This is a genomic window from Streptomyces sp. NK08204, from assembly GCF_020400585.1.
Lineage (GTDB): Bacteria > Actinomycetota > Actinomycetes > Streptomycetales > Streptomycetaceae > Streptomyces.
Genome location: NZ_JAINVF010000004.1, coordinates 381,280 through 400,581 on the forward strand (window position 1 = coordinate 381,280; position 19,302 = coordinate 400,581).

15 protein-coding genes and 1 pseudogene are annotated in these 19,302 nt (G+C 71.4%); 8 read left to right on the forward strand and 8 right to left on the reverse strand.

The genetic code is table 11. The features are described 5' to 3' along the window. The first annotated feature begins 4 nt into the window (after positions 1 to 4). Entirely contained in the window at positions 5 to 1,372 is a 1,368-nt protein-coding gene (locus K7G59_RS09445) for a glycosyltransferase (RefSeq protein ID WP_225832276.1), read from the forward strand. On the opposite strand, the pseudogene K7G59_RS09450 reads toward K7G59_RS09445, so the two are convergent. Then, positions 1,322 to 1,780 (reverse strand): annotated as a pseudogene (locus K7G59_RS09450) (GNAT family N-acetyltransferase); the annotation flags it as partial. The gene K7G59_RS09445 and the pseudogene K7G59_RS09450 sit on opposite strands and share 51 nt — an antisense overlap. A 12-nt stretch (positions 1,781 to 1,792) precedes the next feature. On the opposite strand from K7G59_RS09450, the gene K7G59_RS09455 reads away from it, so the two are divergent. Continuing rightward, positions 1,793 to 2,605, forward strand: a complete 813-nt coding sequence (locus tag K7G59_RS09455; protein WP_225832138.1) for a hypothetical protein — start codon at positions 1,793 to 1,795, stop codon at positions 2,603 to 2,605. 70 nt (positions 2,606 to 2,675) lie between these two features. Here the strand turns inward: K7G59_RS09455 and K7G59_RS09460 are convergent, their stop codons facing one another. Together K7G59_RS09460 and pepN are read right to left on the reverse strand one after the other, a co-directional pair. Beyond that, positions 2,676 to 3,713: a hypothetical protein gene (locus K7G59_RS09460; protein WP_225832140.1), complete on the reverse strand. Its 1,038-nt coding sequence runs from the start codon at positions 3,711 to 3,713 to the stop codon at positions 2,676 to 2,678. A gap of 207 nt (positions 3,714 to 3,920) precedes the next feature. Continuing rightward, positions 3,921 to 6,521, reverse strand: a complete 2,601-nt coding sequence (gene pepN, locus K7G59_RS09465; protein WP_225832142.1) for an aminopeptidase N — start codon at positions 6,519 to 6,521, stop codon at positions 3,921 to 3,923. A 177-nt stretch (positions 6,522 to 6,698) separates the two neighbouring features. Between pepN and K7G59_RS09470 the strand changes: the two genes are divergently transcribed. After that, positions 6,699 to 7,361 carry a DsbA family protein gene (locus K7G59_RS09470; protein WP_225832143.1) on the forward strand — a complete coding sequence of 221 codons (663 nt, stop codon included), beginning with the start codon at positions 6,699 to 6,701 and terminating at the stop codon, positions 7,359 to 7,361. A 105-nt stretch (positions 7,362 to 7,466) separates the two neighbouring features. Here K7G59_RS09470 and K7G59_RS09475 read toward each other — a convergent pair whose 3' ends face one another. Beyond that, positions 7,467 to 8,849: an amino acid permease gene (locus K7G59_RS09475; RefSeq protein WP_225832145.1), complete on the reverse strand. Its 1,383-nt coding sequence runs from the start codon at positions 8,847 to 8,849 to the stop codon at positions 7,467 to 7,469. A gap of 393 nt (positions 8,850 to 9,242) precedes the next feature. Here K7G59_RS09475 and K7G59_RS09480 point away from each other — a divergent pair, with 393 nt between their 5' ends. Beyond that, positions 9,243 to 9,824: a biotin transporter BioY gene (locus tag K7G59_RS09480; protein ID WP_225832147.1), complete on the forward strand. Its 582-nt coding sequence runs from the start codon at positions 9,243 to 9,245 to the stop codon at positions 9,822 to 9,824. A gap of 11 nt (positions 9,825 to 9,835) precedes the next feature. Here K7G59_RS09480 and K7G59_RS09485 read toward each other — a convergent pair whose 3' ends face one another. Together K7G59_RS09485 and K7G59_RS09490 are read right to left on the reverse strand one after the other, a co-directional pair. Next, positions 9,836 to 11,170 carry an FAD-binding oxidoreductase gene (locus K7G59_RS09485; RefSeq protein WP_225832149.1) on the reverse strand — a complete coding sequence of 445 codons (1,335 nt, stop codon included), beginning with the start codon at positions 11,168 to 11,170 and terminating at the stop codon, positions 9,836 to 9,838. A 116-nt stretch (positions 11,171 to 11,286) separates the two neighbouring features. Continuing rightward, a complete protein-coding gene (locus tag K7G59_RS09490; protein WP_225832151.1) occupies positions 11,287 to 12,717 on the reverse strand; it encodes an amino acid permease in 1,431 nt (476 codons plus the stop codon). Between the two features lie 247 nt (positions 12,718 to 12,964). Between K7G59_RS09490 and K7G59_RS09495 the strand changes: the two genes are divergently transcribed. Continuing rightward, positions 12,965 to 13,450 (forward strand): ribose-5-phosphate isomerase, encoded by a 486-nt coding sequence (locus K7G59_RS09495; RefSeq protein ID WP_225832152.1) that lies wholly within the window; start codon positions 12,965 to 12,967, stop codon positions 13,448 to 13,450. 522 nt (positions 13,451 to 13,972) lie between these two features. Beyond that, positions 13,973 to 14,782: an Fpg/Nei family DNA glycosylase gene (locus K7G59_RS09500; protein ID WP_225832154.1), complete on the forward strand. Its 810-nt coding sequence runs from the start codon at positions 13,973 to 13,975 to the stop codon at positions 14,780 to 14,782. Between the two features lie 16 nt (positions 14,783 to 14,798). On the opposite strand, the gene K7G59_RS09505 is transcribed toward K7G59_RS09500, so the two are convergent. Then, positions 14,799 to 16,040 (reverse strand): GNAT family N-acetyltransferase, encoded by a 1,242-nt coding sequence (locus tag K7G59_RS09505; protein ID WP_225832156.1) that lies wholly within the window; start codon positions 16,038 to 16,040, stop codon positions 14,799 to 14,801. 175 nt (positions 16,041 to 16,215) lie between these two features. Here K7G59_RS09505 and K7G59_RS09510 point away from each other — a divergent pair, with 175 nt between their 5' ends. Then, on the forward strand, positions 16,216 to 17,382 hold the full coding sequence (locus K7G59_RS09510; protein WP_225832157.1) for a PP2C family protein-serine/threonine phosphatase: 1,167 nt from the start codon (positions 16,216 to 16,218) through the stop codon (positions 17,380 to 17,382). Continuing rightward, positions 17,379 to 17,828, forward strand: a complete 450-nt coding sequence (locus K7G59_RS09515) for an HD domain-containing protein (protein ID WP_225832159.1) — start codon at positions 17,379 to 17,381, stop codon at positions 17,826 to 17,828. The genes K7G59_RS09510 and K7G59_RS09515 overlap by 4 nt, the downstream gene beginning before the upstream one ends. A gap of 21 nt (positions 17,829 to 17,849) precedes the next feature. On the opposite strand, the gene K7G59_RS09520 is transcribed toward K7G59_RS09515, so the two are convergent. Further along, entirely contained in the window at positions 17,850 to 19,058 is a 1,209-nt protein-coding gene (locus K7G59_RS09520; protein ID WP_225832161.1) for an acyltransferase family protein, read from the reverse strand. Positions 19,059 to 19,302 lie beyond the last annotated feature (244 nt).

The following is a 19,302-nucleotide window of genomic DNA, read 5'->3' on the forward strand; positions in this document are numbered from 1 at the left end:
GCGTGTGCTCTCGGTCTACGAAGGCTTCTTCTCCGGAGGGGCCAGGATCGTACACACCGACGTCGTACTGGGGCTGGCCGAGGGCGGCCAGTCCCACCGGGTGCTCAGCATCCACGGAGAGGTCCACCGCGAAGCCACCCGGCAGCGCATGGAGGACGACCACTGCTACCGCGCGCTGACCGCGGGCGGGGTCGGCGTGACCTCGCTGGGCCGCAGCGCCGGCCTGGTGGACGGCGCGGTCGCGGCGTCCGTTTTCAGCGGGCCGGAGCTGGCCGAAACCGCTCGGGCCATGGCAGGCGCCGACGTGATCCTCTCCCTGAAGGAGCAGCCGCTGGCCCTCCTCAACCAGGGCGGTCTGCCCCGCCGCCCGGTCGTGGTCGGCCTGCACCGCTCCGACCCCGAGAACCAGGGCCCCGCCCTGGACGAGCTGCGCGCCGGGATCGCCGAGGGCAAGGTGGCGGCGGCCGTGTGCTGCGCCGAGTCGACCCGGCGGGCGTACGAGGCCGCCGGCATCCCCGGCGAGGTGCTGCACGTGATCCCCAACGGGGTGGACCTGCTCCGGTACCGGCCGGACGCGGCGGCCCGCCTCGGCTTCCGGTCCTCGCTGGGGATCGAGCCGTCGGCCCCGGTGGTGGTCTTCGCGGCCCGGTACGCCGGGATGAAGAACGTCCCGCTCTTCCTGCGCGCCGCCCGCACCTGGCTGGCCCAGGAAGGCGGCGGACACGTGGTGATGTGCGGGGCGGGGATGACGGACACCAACCCGGCGCTGAGGACCGACATCGAGGCCGCCTTCGCCGGTGACCGGGCCCTCACGGACCGCGTGCACCTGCTCGGCGTACGGCACGACATGGAGGCGGTCTACGCCGGCTCCGACGTCGTCGCCCTCACCTCCGTCTCCGGCGAGGCGGCTCCGCTGTGCCTGATCGAGGGCATGATGTGCGGAGCCGTGCCGGTGACGACGGACGTCGGGGACAGCGCGTCGATCGTCGCCGGCCTCGGCTTCGTCACCCCGCCGGACCCCGGAGCCATCGCCCTGACCTGGTCCGCCGCGATCAGCGCCCGCGCGGAGCTGGCTCCGGCCCTGGAACTGAGCCGTGAACGCTTCAGCCGTACGAGGATGATCGCGGCGTACGCGGCCCTGCTCGACGAGGTGTACGCCTCACACGTCGGCGGGCAGTGGGTCGCTGCGCAGCACGCTGTAGGCGACGCCGTCCCGCCACTGCCCGTCCCGGAAGACGATGCCGCGCAGTACGCCCTCGCGGGTGAACCCGGCCTTCTCCAGGGCCCGCTGCTCGGCGAAGTTCTCGGCCTCGGTGTCGGCCTCGATGCGCATCACGGGGGTGTGGGCGAAGAGATAGCGGACGAGCTCTAGCTGGGCCCGGGTGCCGATGCCCCGTCCGCAGGCCTCGGGCAGCAGCTGGGCGCCGATGTTCCAGCAGTAGGTGGACGGCGAGACGACGACCTTCCGCCAGGCGACGAACCCGAGCGGCTCGGTGCCGGACGTGACCATGAGCTGGCCGCCGTCCTCGCCGAGCAGCCGGTTCTCCGCCCAGCGACGGCGGAAGCGGCCGGGGTCGGCGTACCCGTACCACTGGAACGGCCCCGCCGCTTCAGGGTCGGTGAGGAAGCGCTCCAGCAGGGGGAGATCGTCCTCACCGACGGGGCGCAGGCCGACGGGCTCGGGTAAGACGGGCAAGAGTCTGGTGGGCATGACCGATGATGTTGTCATCACGGCCACCACGGCCCCGGACCGACCCCCCGGGGCCGCGCCGCTACACATGGGGGAGATCAAGTGTGCCTGCGGTCGAAGAGAATACGCGGCGCGGCGGCGCTGCTGTCGGTGCTCGCCGTGCTGCTGCTCGGGGCGTGCGGCAAGGAGGCGGCCGGTGAGGCCGGCGGCGGAGCCTCGCCGCCGTCGTGGGTCACGATGCAGCCCTCCGGTGTCACCGGGGCCCGCCTCGGCGCCGACGGCCGCTCGCTGAGTGTCGACACGCGGGTTCCGAGCGGCGGGAGCAAGTGCGTGCGGGATCTCAAGGCCGTGGTCACCGACCAGGTGAACGGCGCGGTCTGGGTGCAGGTCACCTTCTCCTCGCGGTCGATGGACAAGGACTCCCCCTGCGGCAAGGAGAAGCCCGCCACCGCGCGGGTGCGGCTGCCCGGGGCGCTCGGCAAGCGGGAGCTGATCGTCGACCACGACATCACCTTCACCCGCGACGGCGCGAAGCCGCCCGCGCTGCGGCTGTGCGGGCCGCTCGGCTGCCGGCCTCCGGCGACCGGATGCACCCCCGACTCCTACGACCAGGCGTTGTACGCCGTCAACGCCCCCGACCACGCGTACCGGGACTCACAGGAGTGCGACGGGAAGTGGCTCGTGCTGGACTTCTCCTGGCGCACGGGACCGGCCTGTGACGACGCCTCCGATCCCGCCTGTTCGTCGAGTCTGGGGGACCGCTGGTTCTTCCGGGCGGGGAAGTCCGGCTGGGTACCCGTCCTGGAAAGCGTGACCGCAGGCTGCCGGGACGTGCAGCGCAGGGAGCCCAGGTTCCCGACCGCCCTGTGCAGGTCGCTGGCTGCGCTGCCCTCCTCCCTGCATCCGGGTCCCTGACCGGCACGAGGAGGGGCCACCGGGTGCGCGGCCCCGGTGGCCCCTCCTCGTGCCGGTGCTGTCCCGTCCGTCACCGGGGCAGCACCACGACATACGCGGCCGGGTCGCGGCCGGCGGAGGCCATCAAGGCCGTGCGGACCACGGTGGCCTGTTGCTCCATGGACTGCCTGAGCTTCTTCGGGGTGATGTGGACGACCGTGATGCCCAAGCGCTCCAGGTGCTCCCGCTTGCGTGCGTACTCCGACCACAGCGCGTCCTCGTCCTGCCGCGGGGCGCGGGTGTCGAGTTCGACCGCGACCGCCTGGTCGGGCCAGTAGGCGTCCAGGCCGCCGAGGTGGGGGCCGCCGGGCAGGCGCAGGTCCACGTTCCAGACCGGGTCGGGCAGTCCGTACTCGCGGACCATCCGGTACAGACGGTCCTCGGCGATCGACCGGCTCTCCGACAGCAGCGAGTCCACCGCGTCCACCACATGGGGCCGGGTCAACAGCCTGGCCTCGGTCAACTCCCGTACGACCGCGGTCGGTTCGCAGTGTCCGCCGCGCACCGCGTCGGTCAGCAGGCGGCGCACCGCCTCCGCGTCCGTCAGCTCCGCCACCGCGTCCGCCAGCGCCCGTGGCACCGGCGCCACCGGCAGCCCGGTGACCGGGCGGGGCGTGGGCAGCGCCAAGGTGCGCAGGACGCGGACGTAGCCCGCGGAGCGCAGCCGGCGCAGCCGCGGGACCAGGACGTCGATGCGGTCCAGCGACGGCAGTGGCGGGGTGGACGAGAAGCCGTGCAGGGTGAGCGCGGCCAGACCCGTGATCACCGCGTCCGCGTAGACCGGGCGGTGCGGCTCGTCGGCGCTCGGCTGGGCCGGGACGCCGGGCGCCGATTCGCGCGCCGCGTACAGCAGGGCTCCGTGCAGGCGTTCCTCGCTCGTCGGCGGGCCGGGGTGCAGCAGCACCACGCCCGGCAGCAGTTGCTGCCAGGGGCCGCCGGGGCGGCACTGCTCGTGCAGCTCGGCCGTGGTGACGCCGTGCGAGCGGAGCTGAGCCGCCGTCAGCACGCGGTGGTGGACCTCGGAGAGGTGGCGGAGGGGGCGGGGGGAGAGCGGGGCGTTGTGCGTCATGGCCTCGGCATTCCCACGCCCCGCCCCACCTTTAACCACTGTTACACGTTCGTCGATAAATGCGGACAAGGCGGTACTAAAGGGCTGGGAGTCGGATGCCGAGTAGGCGCGGAAAACCCCTGGTCCGATCGGGTGCGGACCAGGGGTTACGGTATGGATTGCCTGAATTTCGTAACGGTCACCGAGAGGCGAAACCCAGGCCAAGGATCAGCGGTCGGCCGCCGTCGCGTCGCACGCCTGTGCACGCAGCGCCCGCGCCAGGTCGTCCCGCGACTCCAGCACCAGGCGGCGCAGCGCCGGCGCCGCGTCCCGGTGGGCCTCCAGCCAGGCGTCCGCCGCGTCCAGCGTCTCCTGCCGGTCCTGCAGCAGCGGGAACAGACCCTGGACGACGTGCATGCCGATCTGGATCGACCGCTCCCGCCACACCCGCTCGATCGCCGCGAAGTACTTCTGCGCGTACGGCGCCGTCAGCTCCCGCTGCGACGGCTGGCCGAAGCCCGCGATCGTCGCCTCCACCAGCGCGTTCGACAGCGCCTGCGACTCCACCACCTGCGCCCACGCCTGCGCCTTGACCGCCGCCGAGGGACGAGCCGCCAGGCAGCGGACCTGGTGGCGCTTGCCGGAGGCCGTGTCGTCACGGGCCAGCTCGGCCGCCAGGACGGACTCGTCGGCCACCCCGTGCGCCGCCAGCGGCCCCAGGAACGCCCAGCGCAGCTCCTGGTCCACGTCCAGGCCCTCCAGCACCTCGGTGCCGTCCAGCAGGCCCTTCAGTAGCGCCAGATCCGTCTCGGCGGAGGCCATGTTCGCGAAGAACCGCGCCCACGCCAGCTGGTGTTCGCTGCCCGGCTCGGCCTCCCGCAGCTCCCGCAGCGCGCCCTCGGCGAGCAACTGCCCGCCCGTCTCCCGCCACTCGGGCGCCGCGTAGTGCACCAGCGCCGACTGCGCCCAGGAGTGCAGGATCTGCAGCACGCCGATGTCGGACTCGCGGCCCGCGTGACGCAGCAGCAGCCGCGCGAAGTCCCTTGCGGGCAGCAGCCCGTCCCGGGTCAGGTTCCACAGCGCCGTCCAGCACAGGGCGCGCGCGAGCGGGTCGGTGAGCGCGCTCAGGTGCTCGCGCAGGGTCTCCAGCGACGTCTCGTCGAAGCGGATCTTGCAGTACGTGAGATCGTCGTCGTTGACCAGCACCAGCTCAGGCGCCTCGGCGCCCGCCAGGTCCGCCACGACCGTGCGCGGCCCCTCCACGTCCGTCTCCACGCGCGCGTACCGCTCCAGCGCCCCCTGCGGGGTACGGCGGTACAGACCCACCGCGATCCGGTGCGGGCGCAGCTCGGGGTGTGCCTCCGGCGCCTCCTGGATCACCGCCAGCTCCGCGACCCGGCCCTCGGTGTCCAGCAGCACCTGCGGGGTCAGCGAGTTCAGCCCGGCCGTCTGCAGCCACGAGCGCGCCCAGGCCGTCATGTCCCGGCCGCTGGTCTCCGCCAGCACCGACAGCAGGTCGCCGAGGCGCGTGTTGCCGTACGCGTTGCGCTTGAAGTAGCGGCGGGCGGCCTCCAGGAACGCGTCCTGCCCGACGTACGCCACCAGCTGCTTCAGCACGCTGGCGCCCTTGGCGTAGGTGATGCCGTCGAAGTTCAGCTTGGCGTCCTGCAGATCGCGGATGTCCGCGGTGATCGGGTGCGTGGAGGGCAGCTGGTCGGCGCGGTACGCCCAGGCCTTGCGGCGGTTGGCGAAGGTGATCCAGGCGTCGGTGAAGCGGGTCGCGCCGACGTTCGCGAACGTGCCCATGAAGTCCGCGAAGGACTCCTTGAGCCACAGGTCGTCCCACCACTCCATGGTGACCAGGTCACCGAACCACATGTGTGCCATCTCGTGCAGGATGACGTTCGCCCGGCCCTCGTACGAGGCCTGCGTCACCTTGCCGCGGAAGACGTACTCCTCGCGGAAGGTCACCAGACCCGGGTTCTCCATCGCCCCCAGGTTGTACTCGGGCACGAACGCCTGGTCGTACTTCCCGAACGGGTACGGGTAGTCGAAGTGGTCGTGGAAGAAGTCCAGGCCCTGCTTGGTGACCAGGAAGACGTCGTCGGCGTCGAAGTGGGGGGCGAGGCCCTTGCGGCACATCGCGCCGAGCGGGATCTCCAGCTTGGTCCCGTCCTCGAAGGTGCGGGTGTAGGAGTCCGTGACGTGGTGGTACGGGCCGGCCACCACGCAGGTGATGTACGTCGAGATCGGCTTCGTCTCCGCGAACCGCCAGGTGCCGTCGCTGAGTTCACCGGCGCCGTTGCTCCACACGGTCCAGCCCTCGGGGGCGCGCACCTCGAAGCGGAACGGCGCCTTGAGGTCGGGCTGCTCGAAGTTGGCGAAGACGCGCCGGGAGTCGGCGGGTTCGTACTGGGTGTAGAGGTAGACCTCGCCGTCCTCGGGGTCGACGAAGCGGTGCATGCCCTCACCGGTGCGGGAGTAGGCGCACTGGGCGTCCACCACCAGCTCGTTGTCGGCGGCAAGGTCCTCCAGCAGGATCCGCGAGCCGTCGAACACCTCGCTCGGGTCCAGGTCCCGGCCGTTGAGCGAGACGGCGGTCACGGCGGGCGCGATCAGGTCGGCGAAGCTGGAGGCGCCCGGCTCGTTGCACCGGAAGCGGATGACGGACACCGAGCGGAAGGTGCGCGGCTCGCTCTCGTTCCCCGCGTCACCGTCGTCGTCCCCGCCGACGGCGGACCGCAGGTCCAGGGACACCTCGTACCCGTCGACGGACAGCAGGGCGGCCCGCTCCCGGGCCTCGTCGCGGGACAGATTCTCACCGGGCACGGATGGCACTCCCTTGTGATCGCGTGAATACGGCAGAACTGCGGAACTACGGCAGAACCACGTCTGAACTCTGAACAGGACCGATCCTGCCATGCGCTCCTGACGCCGGGCAGCAGGGAATACCGGGTGCCGGTGCACTCGTTGAGGTTTCAAAATTCCGTTTCGTTGAGGAGAGCCATGTCCGAGTCCGTGACCTCGCCGGGCAAGACCCCCGTCGACTTCTGGTTCGACCCGCTGTGCCCCTGGGCCTGGATGACCTCCCGCTGGGTGCTGGAGGTGGAGAAGGTCCGTGAGATCGAGGTCCGCTGGCACGTCATGAGCCTCGCCGTCCTCAACGAGGACAAGCTGGACGAGCTGCCCGAGCAGTACCGGGAGATGCTCGCCACCCAGGCGTGGCAGCCGGTGCGCGTGGTCACCGCCGCCTGGCAGAAGCACGGCGACGGCATCCTCGGCCCGCTCTACACCGCGCTCGGCACCCGCATCCACAACAACGGCGAGGGCCCGACCGTCGAGGCCATCGCCGGCGCGCTCGCCGACGTCGGCCTGCCCGCCGACCTGATCGACTACGCCGAGCAGGAGAACTTCGAGTTCGACGCCGAGCTGCGCGCCTCCCACAAGGACGGCATCGACCGGGTCGGCCAGGACGTCGGCACCCCGGTCATCGCGCTCCCGGGCCCCGACGGGGAGCAGATCGCCTTCTTCGGCCCGGTCGTCACCCCCGCCCCCAAGGGCGAGGAAGCGGCCCGCCTGTGGGACGGCTCCGTCGCCGTCGCTTCGGTGCCGGGCTTCTACGAGATCAAGCGGACCAGGACCCAGGGCCCGGACTTCAGCAACCTGTAGACCGGCCCGCACGTCGGCCCGCACCTTGGGCCACCCGCCGAAGACCCCCGCGCGTCACGTCCGCGCGGGGGTCTTCCTACTCTTCGTGATCAAGGCGCCTGCACGTCAGCCCCGGGCGCGCACCCGCTGCCGGACGTAGCCCACGACGGCCAGGAACAGCGTCATCCCGCCGGTCGAGCAGAGCTGGACGCGCGTGCCGGGCTCGCGTGCCATCAGGACGAAGATCGCCGCCATGCCGGCCAGCGCGACCCAGGTCAGCCACGGGAACGCCCACATCCGGACGACCAGCTTCTCGGGGGCCTCGTGCTCCACCCGGCGGCGCAGCAGCAGCTGGGAGACGGCGATGAAGATCCAGACGACCAGGATGACCGCGCCGATCATGTTCAGCAGCCAGGGGAAGACGTCGTCGGGCCGCCAGTAGCTGAGCACCACGCACACGAAGCCGAACACGCTGGAGGTCAGGACCGCGATCCGCGGCACCCCGCCGGAGACCTTCGCCAGCGCCTTCGGACCCTGGCCGCGCTGGACCAGCGAGTAGGCGATGCGCGAGGAGCCGTAGATGTTGGCGTTCATCGCGGACAGCAGCGCCACCAGCACGACCACGTTCATCAGCCGGCCCGCGCCCGGGATGCCGAGGTGGTCGAGCGTGGCGACGTACGGGCCCTTCTCCACGACCTCCTGGGAGTCCCACGGGACGAGGGTGACCACGACCGCCATCGAGCCGATGTAGAACAGCGCGATCCGCCACATCGCCGTACGGACGGCGCCCACCACGCCCCGCACCGGGTCGCTCGACTCGGCGGCGGCGATGGTGACCGTCTCCATGCCGCCGTAGGCGAAGACGGAGGCGAGCAGGCCGACGAGCAGGCCGTCGGTGCCGTTCGGCAGGAAGTCCGTCAGATTCGAGGTGCCCGGCGCGTCCGTACCGGGCAGCACCCCGGCCATGGCCAGCACGCCCAGAACCAGGAACAGGCCGATCGCACCGACCTTCAGCGCGGCGAACCAGAACTCGAACTCGCCGAAGTTCTTCACGGCGGCCAGGTTCGTGCCGCAGAACACCACCATGAACAGCGCCACCCACGCCCACTCGGGCGTGCCCGGCAGCCAGCCGGTGACGATGTGCGCGGCGCCGATGCCCTCCAGGCCGACGGCGGTGCACAGCAGCACCCAGAAGGACCAGCCGGCCGCGAAGCCCGCCCAGGGACCGATCGCCCGCTCGGCGTGCGCGGAGAAGGAACCGGAGGACGGGTAGGCGGCCGACATCTCGCCGAGCATCCGCATCACCAGCATCACCAGGAGGCCGGAGAAGGCGTAGGCGACCACGATGGACGGACCGGCGGCGGCGATGCCCGCGCCGGACCCGACGAAGAGCCCCGCGCCGATCACACCGCCGAGGGCGATCATCGACAGGTGGCGCTGCTTGAGGCCGTGGGAGAGGGAGGCGTCGTCGCGCTGCTGAGATGGCGTCTCGACGGTGGTGTTGGGCATGGGCGCGGCTCGTCCAGTGCAATAGGCGGACAAAAACGTCCACATTCTGAGCAGCGTGTTCGCTTACGAGAAAGCATCGCCCACTATCCGGACGGCGATCTTACGGACTGTGAGCGCCCGTTCACGCGGCGCCGGGCCCACTTCCCTCGAGGTGTCGACCCTCTGACGCGACCCTTTGGTGGAACCCTACAGGCGCCCCGTCAGCCCTCCACGTATCCAGGGCCACGTCACCTCAGTGACCGGTATCACGCCCCGTCGGGTGTCCTGCGCATCCTTTGTCCGAAGCCCACCAACGGCCCGTTCCCGCCTTTGTCGAGCGCTGACGGTGATCAGCGTGCGGCCGCCGGGATAGCGTCACGGTGTTCCCACCTGCCCCCGACCCGCGGAGTCCCCATGAGCACCGCCACCGCCCTCGCGCGCCCCGGCACCGTCCTCGCCGACCTGATCCCCGCGTCCCGCCTCCGGGACGCCGCCCTGGTGCTCGGCGGCGCGGCGCTCACCGGTCTCGCGGCCCAGCTGTCGGTGCCGGTACCCGGCTCCCCGGTGCCGGTGACCGGACAGACCTTCGCCGCGCTGCTCGTCGGCACCGCGCTCGGCGCCCGCCGCGGCTTCCTCTCCCTCGCCCTGTACACGCTCGCAGGCGTCGCCGGCCTGCCGTGGTTCGCGGACGGCACCTCCGGCGCCGGCGCCGTCTCCTTCGGCTACGTCCTCGGCATGCTGCTCGCCTCCGCGGCCGTGGGCGCCCTGGCCCGCCGCGGCGCCGACCGCTCCCCGCTGCGGATGGCGGGCACGATGATCCTCGGTGAGGCCGTCATCTACGCCGTCGGCGTGCCCTACCTGGCGCTGGCCGCCCATCTGACCGCCTCCCAGGCCGTCTCCCTCGGCCTGACCCCGTTCCTGGTCGGTGACGCCCTGAAGGCCGCGCTGGCGATGGGTGCGCTGCCCACCGCCTGGAAGCTCGCCGGCAAGCGCTGAGACGCCGCGGGTCAAGCGCTGACGCCGTAGTTTCCGCGGAAGAGGTTCGCCGGGTCGTACCGCTCCTTGAGCCCGGCGAGCCTCTTTCGCGTCCGGAGGTCGTACAGGCCCGCGCCGCGGTCCCCGGCGCCGAAGGCGAAGTTCAGGGAGCGTCCGAGGGTGTCGCCGGCCAGCAGCGCGAACGCCGGGTCGAGCACGGCCCGCGCCTTCTCCCGCTCCCCGACGCCCAGCAGCCGCAGCAGGAACCGTCCCTCGCGGTACGGCACCGCGTTCGGCGCGGGCCGGCCGAGCGCCCCGCCCAGGTGGTTGACCTGGACGACGCACATCTGCCCCGCCTCCGGCCCGGTCAGCCTGAGCAGCTCACCGGCCCGCTCCGGGTCCAGCTCCCGCAGCACCGCGCTGTCCCCGTGGTAGGCGTGCGGGACGTCCGGGTCGCTGTGGATGGTGTGGCTCTCGGCGTACGGCATCTCGCGCAGCGAGTCGGCGAGCACCGGCCCGATCCCCCGCAGCGGGGCGACGAGTTCCGGGCCGTCGGCGCCGGTGTGGGCGATCCTGACCGCGATGACGTACCGGCCGCGCAGGTGTGGCGGCAGCGCGGGCAGGTCCGGGTACGGCACGGCGGCGAAGGACGAGGTCAGCCCGTCCGGTACGGTCCGCGTCCACGCCTCGTACGCGCGCAGCACGGTCACCGGGTCCACCACGCGCCCGTCGAAGTCCAGCGAGCCGCCGTACAGCGTCCGCACCGGCACCAGAGCGATCTCCAGCTCCGTGACGATGCCGAAGTTCTGCCCCGCCCCGAGCAGCGCCCAGTACAGGTCGGGGTCCGTATCCCGGGTGACGTGCCGCAGTTCGCCGTCGGCGGTGACGACCTCCAGCCACCGGACATGGTCGGCCGCGTACCCGAACTCCCGGGCCATGAGGCCGAGTCCGCCGCCCAGCGTGTACGACACCGCGCCCACGCTCGGCGCCGAGCCGTTGAGCGGCGCCAGCCCGTAGGGCCCGGCCGCCGCGACCACCTGGCCCCAGCGCACCCCGGCCTGCACCCGCACGGTACGGGCGCCGGGGTCGACGGCGACCCTGTCCATCCGCCGGGTGGTGACCAGCATCCCGCCCTCGGCCGCGCCGGGCAGCCCGTGCCCGGTGGCCTGGACGTGCACGGGCAGGTTCGCGCCGGCGGCGTACCGCACGGCGGCGGCCACCTCCGCGGCCGAGCGGGCGGCCACGATCACGGCGGGCCGTTGGGCGAAACCGCACTGGAACCCGGCGAGTTCGTCCTCGTAGCCCGAGTCGCCGGGGCGGATGAGAAGCAGGCCTGCGCTGTTGTCCACGCTGTCGACGAAGGTCATGACGTACAGAATGGCCGCATAACCTGACGTGCGTCAGGTTATGCGGCCAATTCCGCGGGAGTTGTGCGGTCAGGCCGGTTCTGATCGGTCCGTGCCCGGCCGGCCGGTGAGAGAGGTCAGCCGGTGGTGACCTTCTCCGCCGCGTCGACGGCGGGGGCGGCGGCGTTCTCGCGGCGCGAGTCGATCTTCTGCTTGACCACGGCGACCAACAGGACGACCGCTGCCACCGCCAGCGACAGCTCCACGGTCGTGCGGCCGCTGCTCTCGCCCTTGGTGTCGGTCAGCATGTAGCCGAGGACGCCGACGATGAGGCCGGCCGTCGCCCAGGTCAGGTACGGGTAGAGCCACATCCTGACGACGAGCTTCTCCGGCGCCTCACGCTGGATGATCTTCCGCATCCGCAGCTGCGAGAAGCAGATGGCGAGCCACACGAACAGGGCCACCGCGCCGCTGGAGTTGATCAGGAAGAGGAAGATGGTGTCCGGGTACTTGTAGTTGAAGAAGACGGCGAGGAAGCCGAACAGCACGGACGCGATGATCGCGGCCAGCGGCACACCGCGGGAGGTGGTCCGGGCGAACGCCTTCGGGGCGTCACCGCGCTGGCCGAGCGAGAAGGCCATCCGGGAAGCCGTGTACAGGCCGGAGTTGAGGCAGGACAGCACCGAGGTCAGCACGATGAAGTTCATGATCTCGCCGGCGTGCGCGATGCCGAGCGAGTTCAGGGCGGCGACGTACGAGCCCTCCTTGGCGATCGACGGGTCGTTCCACGGCAGCAGCGAGACCACGACCAGGATCGAGCCCAGGTAGAAGACGCCGATGCGCCAGATGATGCTGTTCGTCGACTTGGTCACCGCGCGCTGCGGGTCCTCCGACTCGCCGGCCGCCAGGGTCGCGATCTCGCTGCCCATGAAGGAGAAGACGACGAGCAGCACACCGGTGAGGATCGAGCCGGGACCGTGCGGCAGGAAGCCGCCGTGGTTGCTGAGGTTGGCGAAGGTCGCCTTTTCGGCGTGCACGCCCGGCAGGACGCCGAAGATGGCCAGCAGGCCGACGACGATGAACGCGCCGATCGCCACGACCTTGATGCCGGCGAACCAGAACTCGAACTCGCCGTAGGAGCTGACGGAGGCCAGGTTGGTCGCGGTCAGCACCGTCATCACGATGAGCGCCCAGCCCCACTGCGGGACGGCCGGGATCCACCCTTCGAGGATCTTAGCCCCGGCGGTGGCCTCCACGGCCAGCACGACGACCCAGAAGAACCAGTACAGCCAGCCGATGGAGAACCCGGCCCAGCGGCCGAGGGCACGGTCGGCGTGCGCGGAGAACGAGCCGGAGGTGGGGTTCGCGGCGGACATCTCGCCGAGCATCCGCATCACGAGGACGACGAGGGTGCCGACGAGGGCGTACGACAGCAGGATGCCGGGTCCCGCCGTGGCGATTCCGGAGCTGGAGCCGACGAAGAGTCCGGCACCGATCACACCGCCGATGGCGATCATGGACAGATGGCGATTTTTGAGTCCTGCCTGAAGTCCGGAACCAGGGGTCATGGACGGGATTCCTTTGCGCCGGGGGAGCGGTTCCCGTACGTGCGGGGGATGCCCTTGTGGGGCGGTGTACGGGGCCTCGTACGAGCGGTGTACGAGGCGGTCCAGTGAAACTGAGGGGGATGAATTCGGGAACCTCTGATTCCTAATTGTTACTTGAGGTTTCCTTGAGGTTCTATGGTGCGGCTCACACTTTTACGGGTGGACACCCGAGGCTGCCGCCCCGGAACCGGCGTGTCACACTCGTCCCATGCGCGTGTATCTCGGCTCCGACCATGCGGGCTACGAACTCAAGAACCACCTCGTCGAGTGGCTCAAGGCGGCGGGGCACGAGCCCGTCGACTGCGGGCCCCACATCTACGACGCCCAGGACGACTACCCGCCCTTCTGCCTCCGCGCCGCGGAGAGGACGGCTGCGGACTCCGAGGCTCTCGGCATCGTGATCGGCGGTTCCGGCAACGGGGAGCAGATCGCCGCGAACAAGGTGAAGGGGGTCCGCGCGGCCCTCGCCTGGAGCGAGGAGACGGCCGCGCTGGGGCGCCAGCACAACAACGCCAACGTGGTGGCGGTGGGGGCGCGGATGCACAGCGTGGAGGAGGCGACGAAGTTCGTCGAGACCTTCCTCGCCACCCCGTTCTCCGGTGACGAGCGTCACATCCGGCGGATCGACATGCTGTCGGCGTACGAATCGACCGGCGACCTCCCCCCGATCCCGGCCCACCACCCCCAGCAGTAGCCCGCCCCGCTGGGGGCTCCGCCCCCAGCCTCCCCCCATCCCCGGCCCGGCCGACTGACGTGCGCTGGGGTCCCGAGGGTCCGCCCGACCGGTTCGGGTGGGCTGGTCCAGCTGGGACCCGCTTGGCCGGCCTGCCCCGACCGGCCCTGACGCCTGGCCGAACCGCTTCGGGCCGTCCGGCCGACCTGCTCCCGTCCGGCCCCGTCCCGGTCTCGTTCCGGCCCCGTCCCGGTCTCGTCCGACCACCCCGGTCTCGCCTGGCCGACGTGCCCCTGCCCGACCGACCAGCTCGCACCCGCCCCGTTCGGTCACGCCCGACCGACCTGGCCGCTCCCTCCCGACCGCTCCCCGTCACGCCCGACCGGCCTTGCTCCATCCACTGACCCGGTCCCACCCGGCCGGCTCGGTCAGCTCGGCCGGCTCGGTCAGCTCGGCCGATCCCGGCTCCGCGTGCCGGCCCGGTCCCGCCCGACCGGATCGGCCGACCGGGATGCGCAGGGCTGCATGAAAGGACGCCTACCCGTGCCAGAGGGTCACACGATCCATCGGCTGGCCCAGGACTACGCCGAGCGCTTCCGCGGTACCACTCCCCGCGTCACCAGCCCCCAGGGCAAGTTCTCCGACGCGGCCGACCTCCTGAACGGCGCCGGCCTCACCGCCACCGAGGCCCACGGCAAGCACCTCTTCCTCGGGTTCCGCGCCACGGAGTGGGTCCACATCCACCTCGGCCTCTTCGGCAAGGTCACCTTCGGCGACGCCCCGGCGCCCCCGCCCACCGACACCGTCCGGCTCCGCATCGCCACCGACACGGCCTATGTGGACCTGCGCGGCCCGACCACCTGCGCGCTGATCACCGGCCCCGAGAAGCAGGCGGTACACGACCGCCTCGGCCCCGACCCGCTGCGCGCGGACGCCGACCCGAACGCGGCGTACCGAAGGATCTCCCGCAGCCGTACCACCATCGCCGCGCTCCTCATGGACCAGAAGGTCATCGCGGGCGTCGGCAACGTCTACCGCGCCGAGGTCCTCTTCCGGCACGGCATCGACCCGTACCGCGCCGGCAGGGACGTGACCCGGGCCGAGTGGGACGCCCTCTGGGCCGACCTGGTGGAACTGATGCGCGAGGGCGTCCGGAACAACCGCATCGACACCGTGCGGCCCGAGCACACCCCCGAGGCCATGGGCCGGCCGCCCCGGGTGGACGACCACGGCGGCGAGGTGTACGTCTACCGCAGGGCCGAGCGGCCCTGCCACATCTGCGGCGGCGAGATCCGCACCGCCGGTCTCGCCGCCCGCAATCTCTTCTGGTGCCCCACCTGCCAGCAGCCCTGAGCAACCGGAAGAGGAACTAGAAGCCGTGCGGCAGCCACGGCGGCACCGGTGAGCCGAACGCCACCGACGCCTCCGCCAGCGCCCCCGTCCGCAGCTCCCGCACCCGCCCGGCCCGCGCCAGCGTCAGCAGCGGTACGCCGCCGAGGTAGGACGCACCCAGCTCCCTCACGGACAGGGCGAGGTCGGCCGGGTTCGAGGTGCGCTCGCAGGACGCCCCCTTCGGATCGCCGCTCAGCCGCCACCGGCCCGAGTTCCAGGGACAGAAGGCGTCCTCGACGTCGAGGACGACGTCCACCGGGGCCTGGTAGGTGCGGGCCGCGAGGGCCTCACCCACGTCCACCAGGCGGACGTAGCAGTCGTCCCGCACCCGCGGCCGGCAGCGGCGGATGTCGGAGACCTGGTACTGCCAGGTGTCGTCGACCGGCCGGCCCCGCGCGATCACCGTCGTCATCAGGTCGATGCCGAACAGGAAGCGCCACAGCGCCGCTTCGCTCTCCGGGTCGAGCGCGTTCAGCTCGTTCACGGTCACCGTGCCGTCGTGGCCCCCCGGACCCCAGCCGAGCTTGGTGCGGAAGCGGGTGTAGCCGGTCACCTCACCCGCCCGCTCGGCGACGACGCACTGCAGCGCCGACGCGCCCTCCCGCTTGCTCTCCGGGTCGATCAGGCCCATCCGCTCCCAGCCGGGCCGCCGGGCCAGCATCCCGGGCCGCAGCGGCACCAGGGCCGCGTACACCGCCTCGCACTCCGCGAGCGCGTCGAGGGGCGCCCGGTACCGCAGTCGTACGTCCTCCGTGCCGGCGGGCACCGCGAGTGTCACCCGGCTGGTGTCGATCTCGGCGTGCATCTGGAAGGACCCCGCGCCGTAGCCGAAGCGGCCGTAGATCGCGGGCTCGGAGGCGGTCAGGACCGCCAGCGGCTCGCCCAGCGCACGCACGTCCTCCAGCTGACGGCGCATCATCGAGGTGAGCACCCCGCGCCGCCGGTGCGTGGCGGCGACGCTGACCATGGTGACCCCGGCCGCGGGAACCGAGGCGCCGCCCGGCACGGTCAGCCGGAAGCTGAACGCTCCGGCCGTCCCCACGCATTCGTCCCCGTCCCAGGCGGCCAGGGAGCGGTCGAACTCGGTGACCGATCTGTCCAGTTCACGCTCTTCGGGTGATGTCGGGCCGCCGCCGAAGGCACGGATCAGGTGGTCCCACCAGCCGTCCCACTCCTTGGCACGCAATACCTTCAGATCAGCAGCACGGTTGGTACCCATGGGCCATGCCTACCAGGCACATTGCGGGGCGAGCCAGTGAATTTCTCCCAGATGGCAGCGCGGCGGGCCCGCGTGCCGTTCACTGTTGAGTCGAGCCCGAAGTCGAGCCTCGCACGGGGGACAAGCAGGACCTCCCGTGCCAGGCGGCCGGTCCGATGGATAGGGTCCCGAACTGATGGCAGCAGGACGAGAGCGGCGTGCGAAGGCCGAGACGTTCACGGCCCGGTGGAGGATGCAGTGGCACCGGGTCCGCGTCGGTGTGCGCAAAAGCGCCGTGGACTACTTCCGCGGTGACGGCTCCGACTGGATCGCGCTGGCCGGCCTGTTGCTGACCGTCCCGGCGCTCGCGGCCATGACGCTCGCCGACCCCGTGTGGTTCTCGCCGACCGCCCTGGTCCTGCCGATCGTCGCCGGCGGCCTGCTGCTGCGCCCGGCGAGCCTGCTGGGCCTGTACGCGGCGGCGGCGACCGCGCTGATCGTGGAGTCGGTGCGGCTCGGCCCGTACACCGACGGTCCCTCCCGGGTCACTCCGGGCGTCGTCCTGGTGGTCGCCGCGTGCGGCCTCTTCGGGCTGCTGACCGCGCAGTTCCGCAGCCGGGTCGGGGTGCCCTGGCGGCGCGGCGGAACCATGCTTTTCGACCTGCGCGAACGGATCCGGGTGCAGAGCAAGCTGCCGAAGCTGCCCAAGGGCTGGCACCACGAGATGGCGCTGCGTCCGGCCGGCGGACAGTCCTTCTCCGGCGACTTCGTCGTGGCGGCCCGGACGAACGGCGGCCGGACCCTCGAGGTCGTCCTCACGGACGTGTCCGGCAAGGGCATGGACGCCGGCTCGCGGGCGCTGCTGCTGTCGGGCGCCTTCGGCGGCCTGCTCGGCTCGCTGCCCCCGCACGCCTTCCTGACGGCCGCCAACGGCTACCTGTTGCGCCAGGACTGGGAGGAGGGCTTCGCCACCTCCATCCACCTGGTCCTGGACCTCGACTCCGGGGACTACGAGCTGTACTCCGCCGGCCATCCGCCGGGGCTCCAGCTCAGCGCGGGCAGCGGTCGCTGGGAGGAGAAGGCCGCCGAGGGCCCCCTGCTGGGTGTGTACGACGGCGCCCAGTTCGACTCGGTGAAGGGCTCGCTGCGGCCCGGAGACGTGTTGATGCTGTTCACAGACGGACTGGTGGAAACCTCCGAGCGTGAGCTGGTCGAGGGCATGGACCGGCTCACGGGCGAGGCCGACCGTTATGTCGCCGGCGGCTTCCACGGCGCCGCCTGGCACCTGATCGAGGCGGTCGCGAAGGACGTCAACGACGACCGCGCGCTCCTGCTGATCTGCCGGGAGGCGACACAGGGATGACACAGCTCACTCTGGCCGAGGTCGAGGCCCTCGCCCGCGCCGCCCACACCGGTCAGACCGACAAGGCGGGGCGGCCGTACGCCGAACACCTCGCCGCCGTCGCCGAGGGCGTACGGGCCCGGGGCGGGGATCCGGAGCAGATCGCGGCGGCCTGGCTGCACGACTCCGTCGAGGACGACGCGCTGAGCGAGGAGTGGCTGGCCGGCGCCGCGCTGGCCGCCCGCACCAAGGACATCGTGCGCGCCCTGACCAAGCGCCCGGGGGAGGAGCCGCAGGCGTACGCGCGCCGCATCCGGGCCACGCCCGGCGCGCTCCTGGTCAAGGAGGCGGACCTGGCGCACAACGCCGACCCGGACCGGCTCGCCGTACTCGACGGACCGACCCGGGAACGGCTGACCGAGAAGTACGCCCGGATGCGCGCGCTTCTCGGTCTCGGACAGGGTTAGTCAGGCGCCCCGCGCAACCGGCTACGCGTCGGCCTTCGCGCGCTCGCGTTCGCGCTCCTGCCCCCGGCGTTCGATGGCCAGCTCCGTCGCGTCCTGACGGAACGCCCACTCCATCCTCGGCTCCATCACGAAGCGGAACACGCGCTGCACGGGCTTCGTGCACAACAGTGTGATGGTGGCTGCGGCGAAGAGGGTCACCGCGGCCTCGCCGAGCGGCCGGTGCAGCGCGGGGCGGTCGAACCAGCCCTGGAAGTCGGAGTACTTCACCAGGAACCCGTGCAGCAGATAGCCGTAGAGGGTGCCCGCGCCCAGCGCCGTGAACCACGTCCTGCGGCGCGGCACCCAGGCGAAGAAGCAGGCGGTCAGCAGCAGTGTGCAGCCCAGCATCGCGAGCACCATCACCGGTCCGCACCACCACGGGGCGCCCAGCTCCTGGGCGGAGTCCTGGCGGTAGAACCAGCCGCTGTCCAAGCGCGGCACCGACCACCAGCCGAAACCGAGGGCGACCGCGGCGACCGGCACGGCGGCGATCCGCACCCAGGGGCGGCCCATCAGCCGGAAGTGCTCGGGCTTCATGCACAGGCCGAGCACGAAGTAGGGCAGGAACTGCAGAACCCGCTGGAGATCGAGGTCCTTGCCGATGCTCGGGGTGACGCTCGCCAGCATGGCGATGCCGACGGCCACCGGCAGCGGCCAGCGCACCACCCTCCAGACCGGAGCCGTCAGCCGCCACACGAACAGGGCCGCCAGGAACCAGGTCAGGTACCAGGGGTCCAGGAGGCTGATGTCGTCGTGGGTGTGGTCGACGGCGTTCTTGAAGAGCTGGTACGCGGTCTCGAAGACGACGTACGGCACCGCGACGCCGGTGAGCAGGCGCTTCAGCCGGTCCGGACGCATGTCGAAGCTGCGCGAGAAGAAGCCGGAGATGATGATGAACGCCGGCATGTGGAAGGTGTACACGACCCGGTACACGCCCTCCAGGACACGGCTGTGGCTCATCAGCGGTGACCAGAAGTGCCCCATCGCGACGAGCACGATCGCCAGGTACTTGGCGTTGTCGAAGAACGCGTCGCGCTGTTTGCCCTCGCGCTTCCCACCGGGTCTGTCCGTCGCCGGCCGGCGCTCCTGCGCACGCGTCGGGGTGCGCGGGCCGGGCACTGCGTCCAACGGCGACTGTGCCGGGGGAAGTGGCCTGCGGGGGTGGCCGAGGGGAGAGGCGGCGTCAAACATCTGAGGCACCTTAGCGTCGTCTGCGGGATTTCGTAAAACCCCCTGTGTTTTTTCCTGGTTATCGGCCTCGTGTACCCCGTTAATTACGGAACTTGCCTCCCTGGTTCATGAGACGGCATGCCCAGGAGGGGTGCTCATTCACCCCTGATATACCGATTCATCCCGACTGATTGGTGCATATCGCACGTCGGTGGAATCTATTTGAATTAGCTGCGAAGGCGATGTGTGGATGGTGAAACGAAGC

Coding starts and splice junctions, on each gene's coding strand:
- K7G59_RS09495 (WP_225832152.1), top strand. CDS start 12,965: ATGCGCGTGTATCTCGGCTCCGACCATGCGGGCTACGAACTCAAGAAC.
- K7G59_RS09470 (WP_225832143.1), top strand. CDS start 6,699: ATGTCCGAGTCCGTGACCTCGCCGGGCAAGACCCCCGTCGACTTCTGG.
- K7G59_RS09505 (WP_225832156.1), bottom strand. CDS start 16,040: ATGGGTACCAACCGTGCTGCTGATCTGAAGGTATTGCGTGCCAAGGAG.
- K7G59_RS09475 (WP_225832145.1), bottom strand. CDS start 8,849: ATGCCCAACACCACCGTCGAGACGCCATCTCAGCAGCGCGACGACGCC.
- K7G59_RS09460 (WP_225832140.1), bottom strand. CDS start 3,713: ATGACGCACAACGCCCCGCTCTCCCCCCGCCCCCTCCGCCACCTCTCC.
- K7G59_RS09490 (WP_225832151.1), bottom strand. CDS start 12,717: ATGACCCCTGGTTCCGGACTTCAGGCAGGACTCAAAAATCGCCATCTG.
- K7G59_RS09510 (WP_225832157.1), top strand. CDS start 16,216: ATGGCAGCAGGACGAGAGCGGCGTGCGAAGGCCGAGACGTTCACGGCC.
- K7G59_RS09480 (WP_225832147.1), top strand. CDS start 9,243: ATGAGCACCGCCACCGCCCTCGCGCGCCCCGGCACCGTCCTCGCCGAC.
- K7G59_RS09515 (WP_225832159.1), top strand. CDS start 17,379: ATGACACAGCTCACTCTGGCCGAGGTCGAGGCCCTCGCCCGCGCCGCC.
- K7G59_RS09520 (WP_225832161.1), bottom strand. CDS start 19,058: ATGTTTGACGCCGCCTCTCCCCTCGGCCACCCCCGCAGGCCACTTCCC.
- K7G59_RS09485 (WP_225832149.1), bottom strand. CDS start 11,170: ATGACCTTCGTCGACAGCGTGGACAACAGCGCAGGCCTGCTTCTCATC.